The organism is Nocardioides sp. YJ-D4 (assembly GCF_054031495.1).
Genome location: NZ_CM132932.1, coordinates 2906601 through 2927928, shown reverse-complemented (window position 1 = coordinate 2927928; position 21328 = coordinate 2906601). Strand labels below are relative to the sequence as shown.

Sequence of the window (21328 nt, the reverse complement as noted above, 5' to 3'; positions counted from 1 at the left end):
TACGCGGGGAGGCGGCTTCACAAATCCGCATTGCAGGAACTTGTTTCTCCACGCTATCGATTCCGGTGCAAGGATTCCCTCCATCCTGGTCCCCACAATCGAGGAGAACCCCACGATGCGTATCGTTCGAGTAGCGGGAGCAGCGACCGCTGCCGCTGTTGCAGGAACTGCCTTCATCGCCTCCTTCGGAAGCCCAGCCGGCGCCACCCCTGCCGACTCCGCCTCCACCATCACGCCCGAGAGTCTGTCTGCGCAGAAGGTCGTCGACGACGAGTCGATCGCGGACAAGGCGATCCGCGCGCTGACGAGCAAGCCGTCGACCTGGAAGGTCGGCGCGGGCCAGGAGCTCGAGCCCGTGGTGACCCTGAAGGACGCCAACGGTGCCACCCACGTCCGGATGAACCGGACCTACGAGGGCCTCGAGGTCGTCGGCGGCGACCTGGTCGCCCACCAGACCAAGTCCGGCACCCTGACCTCCGTCTCCCAGGGGCTGACCAAGGTGCTCGACCTCTCGGTGAAGCCGGCGATCACCGAGACCGCAGCCACCAAGGCCGCGCTGACCCTGGACGCCGTCACCAAGACGATCACCAAGCTCCAGGCCGACAAGAAGTACGCACCCGAGCTCGTCGTCGACGCGGTCGACGGCACCCCGACGCTGGCGTGGCGGGTGACCACCAAGGGCAAGCAGGCCGACGGCACCCCCTCGCGCCTGGCGACCTACGTCGACGCGGAGACCGGCAAGGTGCTCCGCCGGGTCGAAGGCATCCACACCATCGACGGCGAGGGCAACACCCTCTACTCCGGGACCGTCCCGCTGCAGGTGAAGCAGAACGGCTCGACGTACGAGCTGCGTGACGAGACCCGCGGCGGCACCTACACGACCGACATGAACAACGCCGAGGACAGCCTTCTCTGCCAGCTCCTCGGGTTCGGCTGCGCGGCCGGGACGGTGGTCACCAGCCCGACCACGACCTTCGGCAACGGCTCCAACGACGACCGGGCCACCGCGGCGGCCGACGCGCAGTACGGCACCAACGTCACCTGGGACTACTTCAAGAACGTCCACGCCCGCGACGGCATCTTCGGCGACGGCTCGGGCTCCTACAACCGGGTCCACTACGGCACCGACTACGTCAACGCCTTCTGGGACGGCGAGAAGATGACGTACGGCGACGGCGACGGTGTCGGCTACGGACCGCTGGTCTCGCTGGACGTCGCGGGCCACGAGATGACCCACGGCGTCACCGAGAACACCTCGGGCCTGGAGTACTCCGGTGAGTCTGGTGGCCTCAACGAGTCGACCTCGGACATCTTCGGGACGGCAGTCGAGTTCTACGCCGACAACGCCGAGGACCAGGGCGACTACCTGATCGGTGAGTCCTTCATCCTCGACGGTGGCGACCCGCTGCGCCGGATGGACAACCCGTCCTTCGACGGCAACTCGGTCAACTGCTGGTCGTCCTCGACCGGCGGCCTCGACGTCCACTACTCCAGCGGCGTCGGCAACCACTTCTTCTACCTGCTCTCCGAGGGCTCGGGCACGAAGACGATCGGTGGGGTCGAGCACTCGAGCACGACCTGCGACGGCTCGACGATCGCCGGGATCGGTCGTGACAAGGCCGAGAAGATCTGGTTCCGGGCCAACTCGACCTACTTCACCTCGACCACCGACTACGCCGGCGCGCGCGACGCGACGGTCAAGGCGGCCTCGGACCTCTACGGCGCCTCCAGCCCCGAGGTCGCGGCGGTCGAGGCGGCGTGGACCGCAGTCTCGGTGAGCTGATCTCGCCACACTGACAACAGAGTCGTCCGACGGCGTCGTTTTCCTGCTGGAGGCGGCGCCGTCGACCGCTTTGGGTAACTAAAGTACGAATTCGGGCGTGTGGTTATGCCGGTTCGGCGATTGGACGCATACTGGAGATGCCGGGCCGGTTCTGCGGGTCCCCGTGGGGGAGGACCAACAGCGCCGGCTCGGCGTTCGCATCTGCGCTCGGCGAATAACGGTTCGCGTGGACGGGTCCTCGCTGTCTACCCTGGAGGCATGTACTCCGGCATCGCCTACATGCGCCTGCGCCCCGTCGCCTGACGGCGGCGCTGCGAGGCATACTCACGCCGCTGTCCGGCCATGCCGGGTAGCTGCTCTCGCTTTCCCGGCTCCCGTACGCGAGCTGGAAGTTCACTTTCGTGTCTGTACAGACCCATCACACCTCTGCCCACCTGCGCGCCGAGGACATCTCCGTCACCCGCGGCGGTCGCCCCGTCCTGCGCGGCGTCTCCCTGACCGTCTCTGCTGCCAACCGGTCCCGGTTGGCCATCGTCGGCGAGAACGGCCGCGGCAAGACCACGCTGCTCCACGTCCTCGCCGGACTGCTCGAACCCGACTCCGGCCGGGTTCAGCGGCACGGCAGCCTCGGCGTCGCGCAGCAGGCTCTGGACGTACGTCCTGGGGACACCGTAGGCACCCTCACCTCCGCCGCGCTGGCCGAGTCGCACTCCGCGCTCCGCGCACTCGATGAGGCTGCGGCGGCCTTGTCGGACGACCCGGCGGACTCCGGCGGGACGTACGCCGCCGCATTGGAGCGCGCGACCACGCTGGACGCCTGGGACGCCGATCGCCGGGTCGAGATCGCTCTGGAGGCGCTCGGCGCGTGCACCGATCACGGACGAGAGCTGGCGACCCTGTCCGTCGGCCAGCGCTACCGGGTGCGGCTCGCCTGCCTGCTCGGAGCACACCACGACCTCCTCGTGCTCGACGAGCCGACCAACCATCTGGACGCGTCGGGGCTGGCGTTCCTCACCGAGCGGGTCCGGGCTCATACCGGCGGGGTCGTGCTCGTCTCTCACGACCGCGCGCTGCTGCGGGAGGTCGGTGAGGAGTTCCTCGATCTGGACCCGAGCGAGGACGGTCGGCCCAGGACGTACGCCGGTGGCTACCAGGGCTGGCAGGAGGGTCGGCGCCGCGACCGGGAGCGCTGGGAGCAGGACTACGCGGCCCAGCAGGAGGAGCACCGGCGACTTCAGGACTCGGTCTCGGCCGCGCGGGACCGGCTGAGCACCGGCTGGCGCCCGCCGAAGGGCACCGGCAAGCATCAGCGACAGACCCGTGCCCCCGGTCTGGTGCGTTCCTTCAACCGTGACCTCGCAGCGCTCGAGGCGCACCGCGTCTCCGTGCCGGAGCCGCCGATGTCGCTGCGCTTCCCTGAGCTCTCCTCACCTGCCGGCAGCACGCTGCTGCGCTGTGAAGGCGTACGCGTGCCCGGTCGGCTGCCCGGACCCGTCTCGTTCGCCCTCGACGGTGGCGAGCGGCTCGTCGTCACCGGTCCGAACGGGGCGGGCAAGTCGACGTTGCTGCAGGTGCTGGGCGGCGTACTTCCTCCGTCCGAGGGGTCGGTGTGGGTCTCGCCGGGGGCGCGGATCGCGCTCGTCGGTCAGGAGGAGCCCGAGTGGGCGCCTGGGCTGACGGCGGCGGAGGTCTATGCGCAGCACTGTGGCCGGCTGGTCGCCGCCGGAGTGGTGCCGGAGCGGGCGATCCCGTCGCTCCGGTCGACCGGACTGGTGGACGCGGAGGCGCGGCGTACGCCTGCTTCGCGGCTCTCCCAAGGGCAGCAGCGGCGGCTCGAGCTGGCGCTGCGGCTGGCCTCGCTCCCGCAGCTGCTGATCCTGGACGAGCCGACCAACCATCTCTCGGCCGGGCTGGTCGACGAGCTGACGGCCGCGCTGCGGGCGACGCCGGCGGCGGTCGTGGTGGCCACGCACGACCGCCAGATGCTGGACGACCTGGCCGACTGGCCGAGGTTGGCACTGGGAAAGTAGTCGGTGGTCCCTGATAGACCTGTGGTCATGACTGATCCGGCTGGTGACGTACGTGCTCGTGCTGAGGCGCATCTGCGGGCCCTCGTGGGCCGGGACGACGCCACGCTGCGTGAGGACCAGTGGTCGGCGATCTCGGCGCTCGCCGTCGAGCGTCGCCGGGCACTGGTCGTGCAGAAGACCGGTTGGGGGAAGTCGGCGGTCTACTTCGTGGCGACGCTGCTGCTGCGTGAGGCCGGTCTCGGGCCGACCGTGATCGTCTCGCCGCTGCTCGCGCTGATGCGCAACCAGATCGCGGCGGCGCAGCGGGCCGGGATCCGGGCGGTGACGATCAACTCGACCAACCCCGAGGACTGGGTCTCGATCGAGGAGGCCATCCACGCCGGTGAGGTGGATGTCCTGCTGGTCTCCCCCGAGCGGCTCAACAACCCGAAGTTCCGCGACGCGGTGCTGCCTCGGCTGGCCGCCGAGTGTGGCCTGCTGGTGGTCGACGAGGCCCACTGCATCTCCGACTGGGGGCACGACTTCCGGCCCGACTACCGCCGGATCCGCACACTGCTGGCCGACCTCCCCGACGGGATCCCGGTGCTCGCCACGACCGCGACCGCCAACTCCCGGGTGACCTCGGATGTCGCCGAGCAGATGGGTTCGGGGGTTCTCGTGCTTCGAGGATCGCTGGACCGGGAGTCGCTGCGGCTCGGGGTGGTCACGTTGAAGACGCCTGAGCAGCGGCTGGCCTGGCTCTCCGACCACCTCTCCGAGCAACCCGGCTCGGGCATCGTCTACTGCCTGACCGTGGCCGCGACCGAGGAGATCGCCGACTATCTGCGCTCGCGCGGTCACGACGTGGCCGCCTACTCCGGGCGAACGGAGGCGGCCGAGCGGGCCGAGCTGGAGGAGTCGCTGGCCGCCGGGAAGATCAAGGCGCTGGTGGCGACCTCGGCGCTCGGGATGGGCTTCGACGCGACGCTCGGGTTCGTGGTCAACATGGGCGCGCCCTCCTCGCCGGTCTCCTACTACCAGCAGGTCGGCCGTGCTGGACGAGGCACCTCCGACGCCTCCGTCGTGCTGCTCCCGGGCATCGAGGACCGCGACATCTGGGCCTACTTCGCCTCGCTGGCGTTCCCGCGCGAGGAGCAGGTGCGCCAGACGCTCGGGGTCCTGTCGGAGGCCGGCCGAGCTCTGTCGACACAGGCGTTGGAGACGTACGTCGACCTGTCGCGGTCGCGCCTGGAGCAGATGCTCAAGGTGCTCGACGTCGACGGCGCCGCGCGCCGGGTCGGTGGCGGCTGGGAGGCGACCGGTGTCCCGTGGGACTACGACGCGGAGCGGTACGCCCGGGTCGCCGAGGCCCGGCGCCGCGAGCAGGACGCGATGCTCGCCTACATCTCGACCGACCAGTGCCGGATGCGGTTCCTGCGCGAGCAGCTCGACGACCCCGGCGCCGTCGACTGCGGCCGGTGCGACAACTGCGGCGGCTTCGCGGTGACGTCATCGGTCTCCGAAGGTGCGGTCGAGGAGGCCTCGGCGCGACTCTCGCGGCCCGGCGTGGTCGTGGAACCGAAGAAGATGTGGCCCACCGGTCTCGACCGGCTCGGCATCTCGCTCAAGGGCAAGATCAAGGACGGGCCGCTCGAAGGGCGCGCGGTCGCGCGGTTGACCGACCTCGGCTACGGCCAGGCGCTGCGCGACCTCTTCCGCGAACCGGTGCAGGACGGCCCGGTCCCGGTGCCGCTGGTGAAGGCGGTCGTCGAGGTCCTGGGCGACTGGCGTCCTCGGGTCGGCGGCATCGTCTACGTCGAGTCGATGACCCGCCCCACCCTGACCCGAGACTTCGCCGAAGGGCTCTCGCGCTATCTCCGCGTCCCCGTCCTCGGATCCTGGGCCATCGTCGACCCCGACGTCGGCCCCGGCCAGGGCGCCTCCAACTCCGCCCAGCGCGTCGCCGCCATCGGCCGCCGCTTCTCGCTCCACGCCGATGTCCCGCCCGGTGCTGACGTACTTCTCATCGACGACCGCATCGCGACCGGCTGGACCGTCACCCTTGCCGCCCGAGCCCTCCTCGACGCCGGTGCAGGCTCGGTGAGCCCGTTGGTGCTGGCGACGACGACGTAGGGCGCGTCGGTCTGTTCCGAAGGAACACCCCCACCTCAGACCGCCGGCCGGACGATGCCGTGGTCGTACGCGAAGACGATCGCGGCGGCGCGGTCTCGGAGGTCGAGCTTGGCGAAGATGCGGCCGATGTGGGACTTGACGGTGAGCTCGGAGATGACGAGCCGTTCGGCGATCTCGGAGTTGGTCCAGCCGGAGGCGAGGCCGCGGAGGACCTCGAGCTCGCGGTCGGTGAGCTCGGAGACCTCGACGGCGCTCGACGCCGGTGCGACGGCGGAGCGATAGGTGGCCAGGACGCGGCCGGTGATGGCGGGGTCGAGCCAGGCGTCGCCGAGTGCGACGGAGCGTACGGCCATGACCAGCTCCTCGGCGGGCGAGTCCTTGAGGATGAAGCCGGCGGCACCGGCACGGAGGGCGCCGGAGACGAGCTCGTCCTCGTCGAATGTGGTCAGCACCAGCACCGGCGGCGCCGACGGCAGCGCCCGCACCAGACCGGTGGCGGTGATCCCGTCGACCTGCCGCATCCGGAGATCCATGACCACGACATCGGCCGGGTTGGCCTCGAGGGCCGCGACCACCTCGGAGCCGTCGCCGCACTCGGCGACGATCTCCAGCCCGTCGCGCCTCCGCAGGATGCGGCGCAGGCCGCTGCGTACGAGCTCCTGGTCGTCGACCACGATCACCCGAATCGGCGCGGAGCCGTTGACAGCCGTCATGCGAGCGCCTTGCGTACGAGACAGTGCGATGGGATCACCAGGTCAACCTTCCACATCGACTCCTCGGCGCCTGCCGACAACCGGCCGCGCAGTTGCTCGGCGCGGGCGGCCATGCCGGCCAGCCCGGACCCCTCGCCGACCCCGCGACGGGTGCCGACGAGCGGGTTCTGCACGGAGAGACGTACGCCGTCGGCGACCGCCAACGAGACCGAGACCGGCGCGCCGGGAGCGTGCCGGATGGCGTTGGCAAGGGACTCCTGCAGGATCCGGTAGATGCCCAGCCCGACCCCGGCGTCGATGCGGGAGAGGTCGCCGGAGGAGGAGAACGTGATCGACTGACCCGCGTTGCGGCCTTCCTCCACGAGCCGGACCACGTCCGCGGCGCCGGGGAGCGGCGCGGTGCCGGCGCCGGTGGTGGACAGCGCCCCGATCGTACGGCGGATCTCGGCCATCGCTCGGCGCCCGACGGCCTCCGCCTCGGTGAGCGCGGACACCGCCTCGTCCGGCTCGTCGCCCTCGGCGACGGAGCGCCGTGCCGCGGTCAGGTGCAGCAGGGTGATCGAGAGCGAGTGCCCCACCAGGTCGTGGATCTCGCGGGCTATCCGGATGCGCTCGGCCTCCGTCGCACGCGCGTGCTCCCGCGACCGCGCCTGCCGTTCGGCCCGCAGCGCCCGCATCTGAGCCAGGATCAGAAGGCCGAGGATCCAGCCGACGAAGAGCAGCAGGTAGTGCACCCCGATGCCGCTAGGTGTGTCGGAGGCGAAGACCCCCATCACCACGGCCGAGGCGATCGCGTAGAGCGTCCCGGTCCGGAAGCCTTCGCGGACGACCATCTCGAGAGTCAGCGGGACCAGCACCGCCGGCGCGAAGTCGTGCTGTGGCCAGAACGCGGAGGCGGGCTGCGACATCAGCCAGGCCGACCCGGCCAGGGTCGGCACGAGATCGACGGCCCACATGTGGTTCTTGAGCCACTCACCGGTGTTCGGGATGAAGAAGATGCTCAGCGAGGGGACGACGATGACCATGCCCGCGACGACCATGTCGACGGCGGCCTCGCGCTGGAGCACCGCCACGGTGACCATCGCGACGAGGCCGAACGCCGACAGCAGCGGCGCCCACCAGGGGATGTCGAGGCCCTTGCTGCGGCAGCGCCGTTCCAGGAAGTCACGCACATCGCGAGCCGAGTCCTGGATACTCATGCCGTTCAGTCTAGAAACGCGTGACTCGCGTCGCATCCGACCACGGCAGGCGGCCGCTCTCCGACCACGGTAGGAACGCAGGTGCCTGCCAGCGGCCGATGTGCCGAGGTGCGGCCGATCCGTAGCGTCGAACCATCGCGACGATGACGGAGACGGTGAGGACCATGACGTGGAACCAGACCCATGAGCGCTACCGGCTGCTGAACGAGGCGGAGGCGGAGCTGCGATCCGGCTTCGCGCGCCGCCTGCCGTGGTCACCGGCCTATGCCGACGCCTTCGGCACCCCGGAGCGTCTGGCTCAGGCCCTCCGGCACCGCTGGCGGATCCGATTCCAGGCGCAGCTCGACCCGACACTGTCGCAGGAGGAGTACGAGGCGACCTTCGCCGATCTGCTGGCCGACCTGGCCCCGCTGATGGGCCGGATCGGCACCCACGAGTTCCGCGAGGAGCTCGCCGATGCCTCGGCCTGAGCTGTCACCGATCGATGGGGCTCGGTCGTACGCCCGGTGGGTCCTGTCCCAGGGCATCAACCGTGCGGTGCTGAGCTTCGCCTCCAGGCGCGGCGACCCGCTCGCCGAGCTGATGTGGTCGCGGGACGTGCCGGACTATGACCGTCTGCGAGCGCGCGGCCCGATCCACATCAACCCGTTCATGGCCGGCACGGTGTCGTACGCCGCGGCCAACGAGATCCTGCGCAGCAGTGACTTCGGCGTCGGTGACGGTCAGGGCGAGCTGCCCGTGCCGCTGCGGTGGCTGCTCGGCAAGGTGAGCGCGTCCGACGCCCTGGGTCCGGTCGACCCGCCGTCGATGCTCGCCGTCGACCCACCGCTGCACACCCGCTACCGCAAGCACGTCTCGAAGGCGTTCACCGCGCGCCGGATCAGCTCGATGGCCGAGATGGTCACCGCTGTTGCCGGCGACCTGCTCGACGAGATCGACCCGCGCGAGGGGCCGGTTGACCTCATCGAGGAGTACGCCGCGAAGCTCCCGATCGCCGTGATCGCCGAGCTGTTGGGCGTGCCCGCCGCGGACCGTGCCGACATCCTCCGTTGGGGCGACCAGGCCGCCGCCATCCTCGATCCTGGGTTGTCGTGGCGGGACTACTCGCAGGTCGAGACCGCGATGAGGTCCCTGCACCATTGGTTCGAGGACCACGTACGCCGCCTCCGCTCCGACCCCGGCGACGACCTCCTCAGCGCCCTGGTGATCGCCGGCGACCTCGACGACATCGAGCTCCACGCCCTCGGGTTGTTGTTGCTCGCGGCTGGTTTCGAGACCACCGTCAACCTGCTCGGCAACGCCGTGGCTGCCTTGGACGCCCATCCGTCCCAGCGTGCTCTTCTCCTCGACGACCCATCTCGCGTCGACGGTGTCGTCGAGGAGACCCTGCGCTGGGACCCGCCCGTCATGGCCACCGTCCGAGAGGCCTATGCGGCGACTCGCGTCGGTGGCGTGGAGGTCGCCAGAGGTACTGCTGTCGCTGTCGTCCTCGGCGGCGCCAACCGCGACCCGTCGGTGTTCGAAGACCCTGACACGTACGACATCACCCGCCCCAACGCCGACCAGCACCTCTCCTTCTCCGCCGGCGCCCACTTCTGCCTCGGCGCCAGCCTCGCCCGCCTCGAGACCCGCGTAGGCCTCCGCCTGCTGTACGAGCGCTTCCCCACCCTGCGTGTCACAGGCGTCCCCGTACGCCGCCCCACCCGCATCCTCCGCGGCTACGCATCCCTCCCCGTCGCCCTGTGAGCCGTGGTGTACTACTCCTACTGAGGCACCCGCCGGGGGTGCGTACGGAAGCCTCGGGAGGGCGGACCATGGGTAACGGCGACGAGCTCACCGTTGACTACGACAACCTGAACAAGGTCCATCGGGACCTCGAGGAGCAGAAGGGCCTGGTTCAGAGCCTCGACCTCGGGCGGGCACCGGCAGCGAGCGCATTCGGTGGTTCAGCCAAGGGTGAGTGGCTCGCCAACGCGGTGATCAAGGGTCACGAGAACATCGGCAAGGCGAAGAAGGAGACAGTTGAGGGTCTGGAGAAGTACGCCAGCGCCGTCGACGACGCCATTCACGACATCGCTGCGACCGACGAGGGCGCAGCCATCGTCGCCAAGAAGATGGCTGATGCCCTCGCCGTGATGAGCAACCCGCTCGTGATCTTCAGCCGTAAGCTCCCGATGCCCTTCTGAGGCACCTTCGGGGGTCAGAGGACTTTGTAGGTCGGCATGATCTGAGCGATCAGCGCCTCGGCGCCCTTGCGGTCGATGTCCGACTTCGTGAACCGCCAGGTGACTGTCACGCTGTGATCGCCTCCGGGGACCACGGTTCCGTAGTGATCCTCCCACTCGTGCCCGGTATCGCCTTGGAAGTGATAGAAGGTCGACCCGTTGATCGTCTCGTTTGGCAGGCGCTTCAGATTCTGAACGTCATCTGCCAGGGCCTTCTCCTCGAGGGCTGCGAGAGCGTCAACAGCCGCTTCGTCGTCTCCCTCGCCCGCATGTACGCCGCCCTGGAGGATTGCTGCGCCAGGCGAGATCCCGATGGCATCCTCCGGCGCACGCATGCTCAACGAAAGATCACCGCTGGACCTGATGTTCCAGTTCGCGGGAACCTGCAGCTGCGCTACCTCTACCGATGCGACCTGCCAATCAGCCGGAACCTCTGGACCGCTTGACCCGGACGGCTCTGTCGTCGCCGATCCCGATACGTCCGTGGTCGGCTCCGTGGTGGGCGTGTCATTTCCGCACCCAGCGATACCAGTCGCGGTGACCAGGGTCAGAGCGGCGATCGCGATCGCCCGAGACGTCCTCATGTCACCGCACTCTAGGGCACCTGATGAACGACGGTGACGACCTGGTCGGATGTGTTGTCTAATGGGGTCGCGGGGCGATCGGACCCCTTGTTTCGAACGCTCGGGGAGGAAAGCGCGTGTCAACACGAGGCCCATGGATGGAACGTCTTCGGACCTACGTCTCCGGAGCGGACCCGTCCACGATCGACATGCTGATCGACAGTTGGAGAGAGGCGGAGCGCCAGTTCCGCACGTCTGGATCGGTGCTTGTCCAGAGCGGGAAGGCTGCAGAGGATGGTTTCTCAGCGGCCTCGATGTCAGGTCAAGCTGCTCGTCGCAACATGGAGGCGTCGGGCAGGAAGACGACCGACAAGAGCGACGTGATCAAAGCAGCAGTCGAGGCGATGCAGGACGTACGAGCCAAGATCACCACTGCGATGCGCGAGTACGCCAGGCTCGAGGCAACCCTGCCGGCGACCCATGGCGCTGCGCCGGATGCATCCGATCCCAAGTACGCCCAGTCCGGGACAGGAGTAGACGCGGCTCAGGCAACGGCGAACCAGAAGGCCCTTCAGGCTGATCGCGCCGCTCACGCTGCGCGCGAGGCCGCGATCGCCGACGCGGAGCGGGTCGCTGCGCAGCACGTGCAAGACGTCGACACTTCAATTGACGACGCTGAGCCGAAGGTACGGGCTCTTTATGACGATGGCAGCGGTTCTGATCCCGTTCCAGCTGGCAGTTCGGCCTCACCCGGGTCGGCGAGCCAGGTAGCGGCCGCAGAAGCGCGCATTGCGAAGTACAACTCCGGCACCCTCTACCCCGACGGCTGGGGCCACGAGCTGATCGCTCAGGAGAAGGCGAACATCGAGGCGCACAAGGCCGAGAACAAGCCCGAGTGGAACGGCACCGAGTGGATCAACGCCGACGGCACCCCCGCTCCCGCGACCTCGTACGCGATGGTTGAGACCGCTGACGGCCTTGCACCGCTCGCTGGCGGCGCGGGCGGCATGTCCGCCCTCGCGATCGCCGGTGGCGGAGCGCTGCTCGGTGCAGGCGTGGCCAAGGCGATCGCCAGCAAGCTCTCCGCCGGTGCGTCCGCGAAGGCCGCAACCGCCGGCGCTGCATCGAGGTCAGCCGCTGCCCGGTCCGCAGCCGCCAGGGCCGGCACCGCCGGCGCCCGCGCGGGAGCTGGTGGTGCTGGTGCAGGTGCTCGTGGTGCTGGTGCGCGTGGCGCAGGAGCCGGCGCGCGCGGCACTGGTGCCGGCGGGCGTGGCGCCGGCCGGGGCGGTGCTGGCGGCCGCGCCGGAGCCGGTGCAGCCGGTGGCCGTGGTGCCAAGAAGCAGGACCAGAACGGCAGCCAGAACCAAGAGTGGGAAGCCGACTACACCGACGACTGGACCGAGACCGCAAGCGACGTCCTGGATCCCAACGCATCCCGCGGCTGGGTGCCTGACGCTCCGCAGGCCGACGACTCGGGGAACGACAAGAGCAGCCGCAAGTAGTCACTTGGTCCGGTTGAACCCGTCGCTGGTGCGACCCTCACCTGTCGTGCCAGCGACGTTCACGTCTGATTGGCGTATCGCTACTGCTCATCGACCTGGATGTCGAACTTCACGTCGGATCCGTCGACCTCTGTCACCTGCACGTTCACGCCGAGCTGGTCCGACCCTGCGGTGAGCGTGCACTTCATAGTCTCGCCGACCTTGGCTGAAAGATCGCCTGGGCACTCGATCTTGTCAGGCTTCTGTCCTACCTGAGCCTCGAGTCGCTCGGAAACCGTCTTCTCCACAGTCTCCTGCGCCACCGTGACTCCACCGCAACTGGAGAGCCCAAGCGCGAGGATCGCAGCGCAGATACAGACAGGGACGTTTCGACGGACCATGACCGGGCCTTTCAATCCGAGACGGTTGGCATGCGTCACCCTACAATCGCCTTCGTAGGTTTGTCTCGGTTGGCTCTTGCTGGTTGCGTCCTTCTTGAGATTCTCGCATTTTGAGTGTTTGAAGTTCCGAAATCCGGGTAGAAGACAGGTATCAACCTGATCGGAGGACGCCGTGACTGGCTACGAAGTAACCGTCGACGATCTGCGACGGACTGCAGGCAAGTACGAAACGCTGAAAGGCGACCTCGGGGCGTCGCGCGTCCCGGAGTCGCAGCTCTCCCCAGACGTCCTTGGCCACGTTGAGTTGGCCGGTTGGCTCACCGCCGTTATGGATCAGGTTGGGAACGCGCATGTCGCGCTTGGGGACGGCCTCGACGCGCTGTCCACGTTCCTCAAGGGCAAAGCCACCGACTACGAAGAGGCCGACGAGCTAAGCGCCCGACAGATGGCACCCGGGCCATGGGGTCCTAGTCCCTTCACCCCAGGGAGAAGTTCAGCCCTCCCGTACGGGCCAGGTACGCCCCTCGTGCAGCCGCAACCATTCCCCGACTTCCCCGTGCCTAACACCGGAGGGACTTCTCCCGCGTCGGAGGAGAACCGATGAGCCTCCCAGACGGCGCAGAGCTTGGTACGACTGCCGACGCGAAGGATCTGATCAAGGGCAACAAGTCCTCTATCGCCGAGCGGGCGGGCGTGCTCCACTCGGAGAGGAGGCGGGTGGTTGGGATCCTGCAGAGCATCGAGGGTATGGCGATCCCGACTTGGCAGGGGGGAGACGGCAAGGCGACCTATCTTCAGAGCCGAACTGCTGAGGTCGAGAAGTGGGAAGCCTATCGCGACCTGCTCAAGGCTTCTGGGGACAGTCTCAACTCGTATGCCGACGCGCTTGGGGTCGCCCAGGAGCGTGCACAATCTGCGATCGACAAGTGGGAGGAGGGCGAGAAGGCGACCAAAGATGCGACCTCCGCGTACAACGACCAGGTCGATTCGTACAACCAGTGGGTCGAGCAGCAGCGATGCAATCCGTCGTCGGTCCCATCGCTTGGGCCCGCGCCGCCTGGGCAGTTTGTTGATCCCGGCATGAAGATCCGCGAAGAGGCCCAGGAAGTGCTCAAGGATGCTCGTGAATCACTCGACAAGGCCGGTCTCTCGTGTATCAGGGAGCTTGGGGGTCTACCGGGCGCCAAGACGGAACATGGACAGATGGACCATGCAGAGTTTGAGGCGAAGGGGCCAAAAATCAAATGGGGAGCATGGTCCGAAACCTTCGGGCAAGGGATGGGCAAGGACGATCTCCTTGGAAGGGACGGCTCCAAAAAGCCACCGTTCGAGATCAGTCTTGGGTCTGTTGAAGGGAAGCTCCGCGCCTGGGGTTACGAGGGAAAGGTCGAAGACTACTGGGGCGATGTCAAGGTCAACGCTGAAGGCAAGATCATCGTCGGTGAAATCGCAGGCAAGGCATCGGCCAAAATTGTCAGTGACGGGATCGAAGCCGAGGTGGGCGCGAAGGCGACCGTCGTCCGGGTCGAAGGAAAGGCTGGCGCTGAATACGGTTACGCCCAGGTAAATGCGGAAGCCTCCGCAGAAGTTGCGGCCGAAGCCAAAGGCACAGCCAGTGCTACTCTCTCGGAGGGAATGCATGTTGGCGGCGAGGCGTTCGCAGGCGCAAAAGCCGATGCAAAGGTAAGCGGAGACGTTGCTGGCGTTGGAGGCACGGCGGGCGTCGAAGGCTGGGCGGGCGTTGGTGCGGCAGCCGACGCAGAGGTCGGCTGGGATGACGGCAAGATCACAATCGGCGGCGAGTTTGGTGTTGGTCTCGGGCTCGGCGGCAAGGTCGACTTAGACTTTACGATCGACACCGGAGAGGTCGCCGACGCTGGTGGAGACTTGGTCGATGCGATCGGAGGCCTGTTCTGATGATTGAGGCGTTCCCGTTTCCAATGCAATTCAAGATGCCGAACGACGAGTGGGTTCAGTCCGACCCGTCCGAACTCGGCTTAACAAACGCCGCATTTGTGGCCGTTCGACGCGGTTTCTCCGATGGCTACGCGCCTGTGTTGACCATCTCAGGCGGGTGGCGCACCGATGCGGCGACGTTCCAGCAGATCGCCGATGAGTCGCTAGTGGTGCTCGAACAGGACGCGACGGATGTCGAACTCATCAAGCGAACCGAGGTCGGCACGGAGCACGCTCCTGCTATCGCACAGTCCCTTGCTGGCACGGCGACGTATGAAGGGCGTCGACTGGACCTCCGACGATTTCAAGCCATCACCGGGCTTGTGGACGTCAACGATCCAGTCAAGCGGTTTGTCACCATCTGTTCGTTAACATGCCTGTATAGGCAATCGGAGCAGATGAAGGACGAATTCCAAGAATTTATGAGAACTGTCCAGTTCCTTGCCTCGTCCAGCGATGCAGATTGAGGACCTAACGGGCCAGCATCACGGCTCCGACGATGGCCCCCGTCAACACGAGAAGGACCAGGGTGCCGAGACCAATAAAGAGACCGACTTTCTCGATCGCTCCCCGCACCTGTCGATAACCTAGATCTGTTGCGGCGGATTCAATCAGGGCGCGACCCTCTTCGGAATTGAACGTAAAGTCCACGACTTTGCCGAACTCGCCCTGCTCATTGAAAGCATACGTTCGATTGAACGACACCTTCTTGATGCGTCCAACCTCCCTACTGGCCTCGTAAGAGACTCTGGGAGTTCCTGCGATCCATTCGACCGTTCTCGCGTCGTCTGTCACTGAGTATGTGCCGGTCTCTGGAATGGAAACGTGATGGACAAAGGCGTGCTTGAGGCCCGCCTTGTTGAAGAGGCCGAACCAGGTCGCATCAGCTACGTCTAACTCCACGTCGAATCCCTTTGCGGTAGGGACGACTCTGTAAGGGGTGTCTGCCGCTGCCTGCTGAACACGCGCGAACAGTTCGTACGCTACGGGAGGCATGATCTGATCGGTCACGGGAACAGCAAACCACATCTGAGCAGCGGTGACGACGAGTGCCACACGTGAGAAGGCGCCCGAGATGGCGCGCCTGTTGTTATGTGCTCAGGTGAGGATGCCGACCGTGGCGTGCGTTGCACTGGACCAAGAGTACGGGCTGCCGATGGCAGTTCGGCACGGCTTACGCGAGCCGATCAGGTGAGGTCATGCGACGGGTGGCTCCGTGCTGCCGCGCGGTCGCAGGGTTGCTCCCGCTTCTGCTAGCCCGCGCCGAAGACGCTTTGAATCACACGCATCGTGCGGAGCCACGGTCGGGTGCCGCTCAAGCGGTTGTGGCTGTGTCTCGAGCCATAGCCGCCGGTCGATCCGTGTCTGCCGGCCGCTCGGGTGAGGGTTGTTCGTGGGGTGACTTACTTACGCCGGGTTGATGCGACCGAGCCGTCTGTGGCGAGGTGATTCCTGCCGTCGCAGTAGAGGCCCTCGTGGAACGATAGCGCGTTCTCGGACGGGCGCTCAGGGTTGACGCAGCCTCGCATGAAGGTCGCCCTGTCCCAATACGTGTTGGCTACCCAAACGGAGTCGTAGAACGTCTTCCCGTCAACGGTGTATCGGTAATTGATCCAGTTTCCGGGGCCGTCGTCGTACCTCGACTCCCCAGGGATGACGTTGGTGACCGTGACCTCGACTTCGCGGGTCAGATCCTCTTGGCCGCTCTCATCAATCAGCCTGGGTGCGAGGAACACAATCACCAGGAAGATCATGCCGACGACGACTCCGATCGCAAGCAGGATCGCCAGGTTGCGGGTGGTCAACGTGCCACCGCTGCGTTCGGCTGTTTTGCTGGTCATCATTCCTCCGATGACGAGGAGGTCTTCGCCTTGATGATCCGGGCTTCGCGCGCTTCACCGCACATGTACTCGCGCTGTTCGACGTACTCCTCGGGCCTGTCCGGGTTGATGCACAGCGTCGGTATCTGTGGGGTCGTCGACTGCGGCCTGATCGAATCCTGGGCCCATCCGAAGTAGTCCACACCGTCCACCTTGTACGCGAAGATGATCTGATAGGTCCCGTCCTTTTCGCGGCCGGTGCCGTAAACGTTGATCACCGTCACCTTCTGTTCACGGGAGAGGTGACTGACGTCTTCCCAGCCGATGTTGAACAGGCCCCACACGATCGCGGCGAAGATCCCAAAGGGGATGGTGACAATCCCCAGCATCAGCAGGCACCCGAGGCAGGACAGCGGCTCCTTGGTCTCTGATCCCATGTCGGTGCGACACCCTTCGTTCCCAAGCACGAACACTCTGATTGTGCCAACAGCCGTTGCTGCTTTGTGCCAAGGGGCGTGTCCCGCGGGTCGTGTCGATACGGCACGCCGCGTCACGGCACGCGGGCCACAGCGGTGTGTTGACCAAGACGGGCCCGGCGATGCGCGCGCCGATCATCACACTCTGCGAGCCCTTTGAGGCCGTCTACGATCGGATCGCTTCCGTCATGGCATGACGGAGCCGCCGTCGCGCTGATGAGCATCAGCAGCTGCTGTAGACGTACGCGGGGTCGTCCTGTCCTACGAGGTCGCGGTCGCGGAGGATGGTGAGCGGGGAGCGGGCGGGGTCGGCGCAGACGTCGGCGAACGTGAGGTCGGCTTCGGCGAGCGAGTCGGGGTATTCGATCTGCAGCACGTGCGAGCCGTAGACGTCGGTGTAGGCGGAGCATTCGGCGTACGCGCCGCACTCCTCGACGACGGCGAAGTCGAAGCCGAGGTCGTCGTGGGCGACTCGGGCGGCTTCGGCGGCGTTCTTCTGGGCGATCGCCAGACCCAGGTCGTGGGCGGCGGTGACATATGCCGAGGCCAGGGCTAGGGCGCCGTCCTTCGAGATCGCGTCGAAGCGGGTCCAGGTGTCGAGGTTGTCGATCTCGACGGCGTCGAAGCCGTCGTCCGCACAGCCTTCGATGACAGGAGCCATGACCTCGAGGATCAACTCACGTGCAGAGGCGGTGGAGGGGTCGAGGATGATCTCGTCGGGCCAGTCGGGGTCGCGTACGGGATCGCCGGAGGCGTCGCGGAGCAGCGCAGACGGGCGATCGGACCAGTCGGCTCCGGGCTGGGTCTGGAAGCCGTTGACGTAGCAGACGTTGTAGGCGTTCTCGAGCGGAGCGGCGGTGGCGTCGCGTACGACCACGTCGAGAGGCGTGCCGTCGGTCAGCCGATCGGCAGGAGCGCCGAGCTGATAGTCGAAGACGCCATCGGTCGGTGGGAGGGCGACCGAAGGGGAGCCGCAGCCTGTCAGGGCGAACAGGCCGAACAGAGCAGCGAGGGCCGGGCCGCCAGTGGCAGCCCGGCCCCGCATGAATGAGCGGATCAGTGGAGGACCGTCGGAGCGGCGGCTCCGTGCTCGGCCTTGCTCTTGGGCAGGAACCACGCGGGGATGAGCGTGACCAGCACCAGGATCGCGGCGATCACGAAGGTGGTCGAGAACGCCTCGGCCATCTCGGCCGGGATGGCCTTGAAGACCTCGGGCAGCTTGGCCGGGTCGAGACCCAGTGAAGCGGCAGCCTCACCGACCTTCTGCTGGTTGGCCGGGTCGGCCATGAACTTCTCCAGACCGCCGGCCGGGACACCGAGCTTGTCGGCGAGGTCATCCGCGGCGGAGATCGACTCCTTGCCCGCCAGGGCGTTGGTGAGCAGCACCGAGAAGAGCGCGGTGCCGGCGGAGGCAGCGACCTGCTGGACGATGTTCACCAGGGTCGTACCTCGGGCGATGGTGTGCTCGCGCAGCGTCGCCTGGGCGGCGGCGAAGGTCGGCATCATCGTCGCGCCCATGCCGAGGCCCATGATGAACAGCGACAGGAGGAGGTACCAGTACGGCGTGGCCTCGTCGAGCCGCGAGAACATGAACATGCCCACCGCGATCGTGGTGAGGCCGCTGAGGACGATCTTGCCCGGACCGGTGCGGTCCGCGAGCATGCCGGCGATCGGCATCGTGACCATCGCGCCCAGACCCTGCGGAGCCAGCAGCAGACCGGCGTGGAGGGCGTCCTCGCCGCGTACCTGCTGGTAGTAGAGCGGGAAGAGCAGCGAGGCGCCGAAGAACGCCATCGCGAAGATCGACAGGGTGATCACCGCGACGGTGAGCTCCTTGTTGCCGAAGAGGCGTACGTCGATCAGCGGGTGGTCGTTGCGGGACGACAGCGCCCACGGGATGAACGCGGCGATCAGCACCAGGCCCACGACCATGAAGGAGAGGACCTTGGTGTCCAGCAGGGTGCCGGCCTCGGGGATCGAGGAGACCCCGTAGAGGAACAGCGCCAGACCCGGGGACAGCAGTACCATGCCGAGGAAGTCGAAGGACTGCGACGGCTCGACGTGGTCCTTGGGCAGCGCCCGCCAGGCGTACACCAGGGCTACGACACCGATCGGGATGTTGATCAGGAAGATCCAGTGCCACGAGGCCGAGTCGATCAGCGCGCCACCGATGATGGGGCCGAGGATCGGGCCGAGAAGCATGGGTACGCCCAGGATCGCCATCACGCGACCGACCCGCTCGGGGCCGGCGGCGCGGGTCAGGATCGTCATGCCGAGCGGCATCAGCATGCCGCCGCCGAGGCCCTGGAGTACGCGGAAGCCCACCAGCATCGGCAGCGTCGTGGCCAGCGCGCAGAGCGCCGAGCCGAGCGCGAAGAGCACGATCGCGGTCATGTAGAGGCGTTTGGTGCCGAACCGGTCGGCAGCCCAACCGGTCAGCGGGATCACCGTCGCCAGGGCGAGGGTGTAGCCCGTCATCGTCCAGGCGACCTCGGCAGAGGTGGCGTCGAACTCGCGCTGGAAGGTCTCCAGTGCGACGGAGACAACGGTGATGTCGAGGATCGACATGATCGATCCGAGCACGACGACGCCTGCGACGATGAGCACGCTCTTGTCGAGGTGGTCGTCGGGCGCCTTCTCAGGCTTGGCAGAAATGTCTGTCACGGGTTGACAGCCTACGTGTGGGTTGATAGGTCCCCTAGCCATTATTTACTTTTGACTAGTGACCTGGCTCACCCGCGTTCCCGCCGCGGCGAGCGGAGGCGAGCATGACGGTCTTGATCGCTCGGTAGACCGGGCGGATCAGCCATCCGGGCACCGTGCCATGGCGCTCCTCCTCCCAGACCCGCGCCCGCGGATGGGACTGCAGCAGCCGGTCGACGAGCGCCGGTGAGCCTGCCTGGGGCGAACCGGTGAGCACGTCGATGCGGCACACATGCTTGATGTTGGCGTAGCCGTACTGCGCCGGGTTGACCAGACGCAGCGGGGCGCCGTGGTCGCCGTCGAGCGGCCGGCCACCTAGCCGATCGGCGAGCAGGACGTCGTCGGCCAGGAGGTCCTCGAGCTCGGCCACGAAGTGTTCGCCGTCGAGGCCGCGTACGAGGACGTGTGTCACGACCGTGCCCGGCAGGAGGGCCGGTGCGACGTACCGCTGATAGACGGTGGCGAACGCGACGCCTTCCCAGGCGAGGCCGGTCACCGACCAGCCGGCGACGCAGTGGAAGTCGGCGTGGAGCTCGCGACGATCCGTACCGACGAGCTCGTCCACGGCGATCTCGATCGGCGTCGTGAGCGCTCCGCCGAAGACGACTGTCGGATGTGCGGACACGGTCGGTGGGGGCTGGTCGGTACGTCGGCCGAAGCGTGGGAAGAAGTCGATCTGCCGCTGTCCGGGCGGGAGTGCTGCGGGCGATTGGGTGGTCTTGGTCATGTCAGCCACCGTGGCAGGGGTCCGGCGTGGCGCGCCTCAACCTTGGGGAGCGATCACCTCATCCTCGAGGATGAGAAACCGTCGGTGCCGGCGGCTGGTGACCCTCCGAGCCTTGTGCGGTGGGGCAAGATGGTTCATTATCAGGATTCCTGTTATTTCTACTTCGTAGACACGAGGCGACGTCATGCCCTTCAGCTCGAGAATCCAGGCCAGAGGCATCCAGCTGCTGCTCGGTCGCGTCATGGCGCGCGTCCACAAGGATCTGCGCTTCACCGACGTCCCGAAGCGCACGGAAGCCCTGCGGGTGGAGACCGGTGCCGGACCGGTCACGTGCACCGTCTACCGCCCGCCGGCCTCGGCTACGACCGCGGCGCTCGCGCCCGTGTACGTGAACTTCCACGGGGGCGGTTTCGTGGTTGGCCGCCCGGAGCAGGACGACCACATCTGCGGCTACATCGCCGCCACGGCCGGCTGTGTCGTGATCAATGTGGATTACGCCGTCGCGCCGCAGAGGCCGTACCCGGTACCCGTCACCCAGGCATACGACGTCACCGCCTGGATCGCCGACAACGGGCCGGCGAACGACTGGGACGGTTCACGGCTCGCCGTGGGCGGACACAGCGCCGGCGCCAACCTGACCGCCGCGGTCTGCCGCCTGGCCCGGGATCGCGGCACGTTCACGCCCCGCCTCCAGATCATCGACTCTGCCCCGCTCGACCAGGTCGCCGACCCTGCCACCAAGCAGTCCCTCATCGCCAAGCCGCTGCTCAGCCCTCAGCTCATGCGGATCTTCACCGACGCGTACGTCCCCGATCCGGTCGACCGCGCGCATCCCCTCGTCTCGCCGGGACTGGCCGACGACCTCGCCGGACTCCCGCCGGCTTTGGTCATCACCGCGGAGAACGACCGCCTGCGCGACGAGGGTGACGCCTACGCCAAGGCCCTGGAGGCCGCGGGTGTTCCGGTCACTCACCGCGTCTTCGAGGGCGTCGACCACTACTTCACCCACACCGGCCCGGTGCCGGCGGCCAAAGAGGCCATCGAGCTGATGGTGACCACCCTGCGCACCGCACTCGGCGACTGACCCTGACGCACTGATCCTGGGTTCACCGCGCGGTTTCTGATCATCGCTCGCTTTC

At 67.1% G+C, this 21328-nt stretch carries 20 protein-coding genes; 10 read left to right on the top strand and 10 right to left on the bottom strand.

The genetic code is table 11. From position 1 onward, the window contains the following. Window positions 1–115: 115 nt before the first annotated feature. The 3 genes from ACW14X_RS13900 to ACW14X_RS13890 all read left to right on the top strand — a co-directional run bounded on the left by ACW14X_RS13900 (window position 116) and on the right by ACW14X_RS13890 (window position 5925). A complete protein-coding gene (locus ACW14X_RS13900) occupies window positions 116–1783 on the top strand; it encodes a M4 family metallopeptidase (RefSeq protein ID WP_457165952.1) in 1668 nt (555 codons plus the stop codon). Between the two features lie 401 nt (window positions 1784–2184). Continuing rightward, on the top strand, window positions 2185–3813 hold the full coding sequence (locus ACW14X_RS13895; RefSeq protein ID WP_457165951.1) for an ABC-F family ATP-binding cassette domain-containing protein: 1629 nt from the start codon (window positions 2185–2187) through the stop codon (window positions 3811–3813). 27 nt (window positions 3814–3840) lie between these two features. Next, window positions 3841–5925, top strand: coding sequence for a DEAD/DEAH box helicase (locus ACW14X_RS13890; protein WP_457165950.1), 2085 nt, complete (start codon window positions 3841–3843; stop codon window positions 5923–5925). A gap of 35 nt (window positions 5926–5960) precedes the next feature. Here the strand turns inward: ACW14X_RS13890 and ACW14X_RS13885 are convergent, their stop codons facing one another. Both ACW14X_RS13885 and ACW14X_RS13880 read right to left on the bottom strand, forming a co-directional pair. After that, window positions 5961–6638 carry a response regulator transcription factor gene (locus tag ACW14X_RS13885; RefSeq protein WP_350839816.1) on the bottom strand — a complete coding sequence of 226 codons (678 nt, stop codon included), beginning with the start codon at window positions 6636–6638 and terminating at the stop codon, window positions 5961–5963. Beyond that, window positions 6635–7837, bottom strand: a complete 1203-nt coding sequence (locus ACW14X_RS13880) for a sensor histidine kinase (protein ID WP_457165949.1) — start codon at window positions 7835–7837, stop codon at window positions 6635–6637. Before ACW14X_RS13880 ends, ACW14X_RS13885 begins: the two co-directional genes overlap by 4 nt. A gap of 164 nt (window positions 7838–8001) precedes the next feature. On the opposite strand from ACW14X_RS13880, the gene ACW14X_RS13875 reads away from it, so the two are divergent. From ACW14X_RS13875 to ACW14X_RS13865, 3 genes are all read left to right on the top strand, one after another. Continuing rightward, window positions 8002–8307, top strand: coding sequence for a hypothetical protein (locus ACW14X_RS13875; protein ID WP_160025986.1), 306 nt, complete (start codon window positions 8002–8004; stop codon window positions 8305–8307). After that, the gene (locus tag ACW14X_RS13870) at window positions 8294–9583 is read left to right on the top strand and encodes a cytochrome P450 (protein ID WP_457165948.1); all 1290 of its coding nucleotides are present in this window, start codon (window positions 8294–8296) and stop codon (window positions 9581–9583) included. The genes ACW14X_RS13875 and ACW14X_RS13870 overlap by 14 nt, the downstream gene beginning before the upstream one ends. A 68-nt stretch (window positions 9584–9651) precedes the next feature. Continuing rightward, window positions 9652–10023: a hypothetical protein gene (locus ACW14X_RS13865; protein WP_457165947.1), complete on the top strand. Its 372-nt coding sequence runs from the start codon at window positions 9652–9654 to the stop codon at window positions 10021–10023. A gap of 14 nt (window positions 10024–10037) precedes the next feature. Here ACW14X_RS13865 and ACW14X_RS13860 read toward each other — a convergent pair whose 3' ends face one another. Further along, complete coding sequence (locus tag ACW14X_RS13860) at window positions 10038–10646, bottom strand: hypothetical protein (RefSeq protein WP_457165946.1); 609 nt, start codon at window positions 10644–10646, stop codon at window positions 10038–10040. Between the two features lie 293 nt (window positions 10647–10939). Here ACW14X_RS13860 and ACW14X_RS13855 point away from each other — a divergent pair, with 293 nt between their 5' ends. Next, a complete protein-coding gene (locus ACW14X_RS13855) occupies window positions 10940–12127 on the top strand; it encodes a hypothetical protein (RefSeq protein ID WP_457165945.1) in 1188 nt (395 codons plus the stop codon). A gap of 80 nt (window positions 12128–12207) precedes the next feature. Here the strand turns inward: ACW14X_RS13855 and ACW14X_RS13850 are convergent, their stop codons facing one another. Continuing rightward, on the bottom strand, window positions 12208–12546 hold the full coding sequence (locus ACW14X_RS13850) for a DUF4333 domain-containing protein (RefSeq protein ID WP_457165944.1): 339 nt from the start codon (window positions 12544–12546) through the stop codon (window positions 12208–12210). 561 nt (window positions 12547–13107) lie between these two features. On the opposite strand from ACW14X_RS13850, the gene ACW14X_RS13845 reads away from it, so the two are divergent. Beyond that, on the top strand, window positions 13108–14424 hold the full coding sequence (locus ACW14X_RS13845; RefSeq protein ID WP_457165943.1) for a putative T7SS-secreted protein: 1317 nt from the start codon (window positions 13108–13110) through the stop codon (window positions 14422–14424). After that, complete coding sequence (locus ACW14X_RS13840) at window positions 14424–14930, top strand: hypothetical protein (RefSeq protein WP_457165942.1); 507 nt, start codon at window positions 14424–14426, stop codon at window positions 14928–14930. Before ACW14X_RS13845 ends, ACW14X_RS13840 begins: the two co-directional genes overlap by 1 nt. A gap of 4 nt (window positions 14931–14934) precedes the next feature. Here the strand turns inward: ACW14X_RS13840 and ACW14X_RS13835 are convergent, their stop codons facing one another. The 6 genes from ACW14X_RS13835 to ACW14X_RS13810 form a co-directional block, all read right to left on the bottom strand. Beyond that, window positions 14935–15474, bottom strand: coding sequence for a hypothetical protein (locus tag ACW14X_RS13835; RefSeq protein WP_457165941.1), 540 nt, complete (start codon window positions 15472–15474; stop codon window positions 14935–14937). Window positions 15475–15866: 392 nt separating this feature from the next. Next, window positions 15867–16304 carry a hypothetical protein gene (locus ACW14X_RS13830; protein WP_457165940.1) on the bottom strand — a complete coding sequence of 146 codons (438 nt, stop codon included), beginning with the start codon at window positions 16302–16304 and terminating at the stop codon, window positions 15867–15869. After that, entirely contained in the window at window positions 16304–16720 is a 417-nt protein-coding gene (locus ACW14X_RS13825) for a hypothetical protein (RefSeq protein WP_457165939.1), read from the bottom strand. Before ACW14X_RS13825 ends, ACW14X_RS13830 begins: the two co-directional genes overlap by 1 nt. Before the next feature lie 262 nt (window positions 16721–16982). Continuing rightward, window positions 16983–17804, bottom strand: a complete 822-nt coding sequence (locus tag ACW14X_RS13820; protein WP_457165938.1) for an endo alpha-1,4 polygalactosaminidase — start codon at window positions 17802–17804, stop codon at window positions 16983–16985. Window positions 17805–17815: 11 nt separating this feature from the next. Further along, window positions 17816–19423, bottom strand: a complete 1608-nt coding sequence (locus ACW14X_RS13815) for a DHA2 family efflux MFS transporter permease subunit (RefSeq protein ID WP_457165937.1) — start codon at window positions 19421–19423, stop codon at window positions 17816–17818. A gap of 55 nt (window positions 19424–19478) precedes the next feature. Continuing rightward, the gene (locus ACW14X_RS13810) at window positions 19479–20189 is read right to left on the bottom strand and encodes a molybdopterin-dependent oxidoreductase (protein WP_457165936.1); all 711 of its coding nucleotides are present in this window, start codon (window positions 20187–20189) and stop codon (window positions 19479–19481) included. Between the two features lie 184 nt (window positions 20190–20373). On the opposite strand from ACW14X_RS13810, the gene ACW14X_RS13805 reads away from it, so the two are divergent. Then, a complete protein-coding gene (locus ACW14X_RS13805) occupies window positions 20374–21273 on the top strand; it encodes an alpha/beta hydrolase (RefSeq protein ID WP_457165935.1) in 900 nt (299 codons plus the stop codon). Window positions 21274–21328: the final 55 nt, after the last annotated feature.

Coding starts and splice junctions, on each gene's coding strand:
- ACW14X_RS13875 (WP_160025986.1), top strand. CDS start 8,002: ATGACGTGGAACCAGACCCATGAGCGCTACCGGCTGCTGAACGAGGCG.
- ACW14X_RS13860 (WP_457165946.1), bottom strand. CDS start 10,646: ATGAGGACGTCTCGGGCGATCGCGATCGCCGCTCTGACCCTGGTCACC.
- ACW14X_RS13810 (WP_457165936.1), bottom strand. CDS start 20,189: ATGACCAAGACCACCCAATCGCCCGCAGCACTCCCGCCCGGACAGCGG.
- ACW14X_RS13855 (WP_457165945.1), top strand. CDS start 10,940: ATGTCAGGTCAAGCTGCTCGTCGCAACATGGAGGCGTCGGGCAGGAAG.
- ACW14X_RS13820 (WP_457165938.1), bottom strand. CDS start 17,804: ATGCGGGGCCGGGCTGCCACTGGCGGCCCGGCCCTCGCTGCTCTGTTC.
- ACW14X_RS13900 (WP_457165952.1), top strand. CDS start 116: ATGCGTATCGTTCGAGTAGCGGGAGCAGCGACCGCTGCCGCTGTTGCA.
- ACW14X_RS13865 (WP_457165947.1), top strand. CDS start 9,652: ATGGGTAACGGCGACGAGCTCACCGTTGACTACGACAACCTGAACAAG.
- ACW14X_RS13885 (WP_350839816.1), bottom strand. CDS start 6,638: ATGACGGCTGTCAACGGCTCCGCGCCGATTCGGGTGATCGTGGTCGAC.
- ACW14X_RS13825 (WP_457165939.1), bottom strand. CDS start 16,720: ATGGGATCAGAGACCAAGGAGCCGCTGTCCTGCCTCGGGTGCCTGCTG.
- ACW14X_RS13845 (WP_457165943.1), top strand. CDS start 13,108: ATGAGCCTCCCAGACGGCGCAGAGCTTGGTACGACTGCCGACGCGAAG.
- ACW14X_RS13870 (WP_457165948.1), top strand. CDS start 8,294: ATGCCTCGGCCTGAGCTGTCACCGATCGATGGGGCTCGGTCGTACGCC.
- ACW14X_RS13840 (WP_457165942.1), top strand. CDS start 14,424: ATGATTGAGGCGTTCCCGTTTCCAATGCAATTCAAGATGCCGAACGAC.
- ACW14X_RS13830 (WP_457165940.1), bottom strand. CDS start 16,304: ATGACCAGCAAAACAGCCGAACGCAGCGGTGGCACGTTGACCACCCGC.
- ACW14X_RS13805 (WP_457165935.1), top strand. CDS start 20,374: ATGCCCTTCAGCTCGAGAATCCAGGCCAGAGGCATCCAGCTGCTGCTC.
- ACW14X_RS13890 (WP_457165950.1), top strand. CDS start 3,841: ATGACTGATCCGGCTGGTGACGTACGTGCTCGTGCTGAGGCGCATCTG.
- ACW14X_RS13880 (WP_457165949.1), bottom strand. CDS start 7,837: ATGAGTATCCAGGACTCGGCTCGCGATGTGCGTGACTTCCTGGAACGG.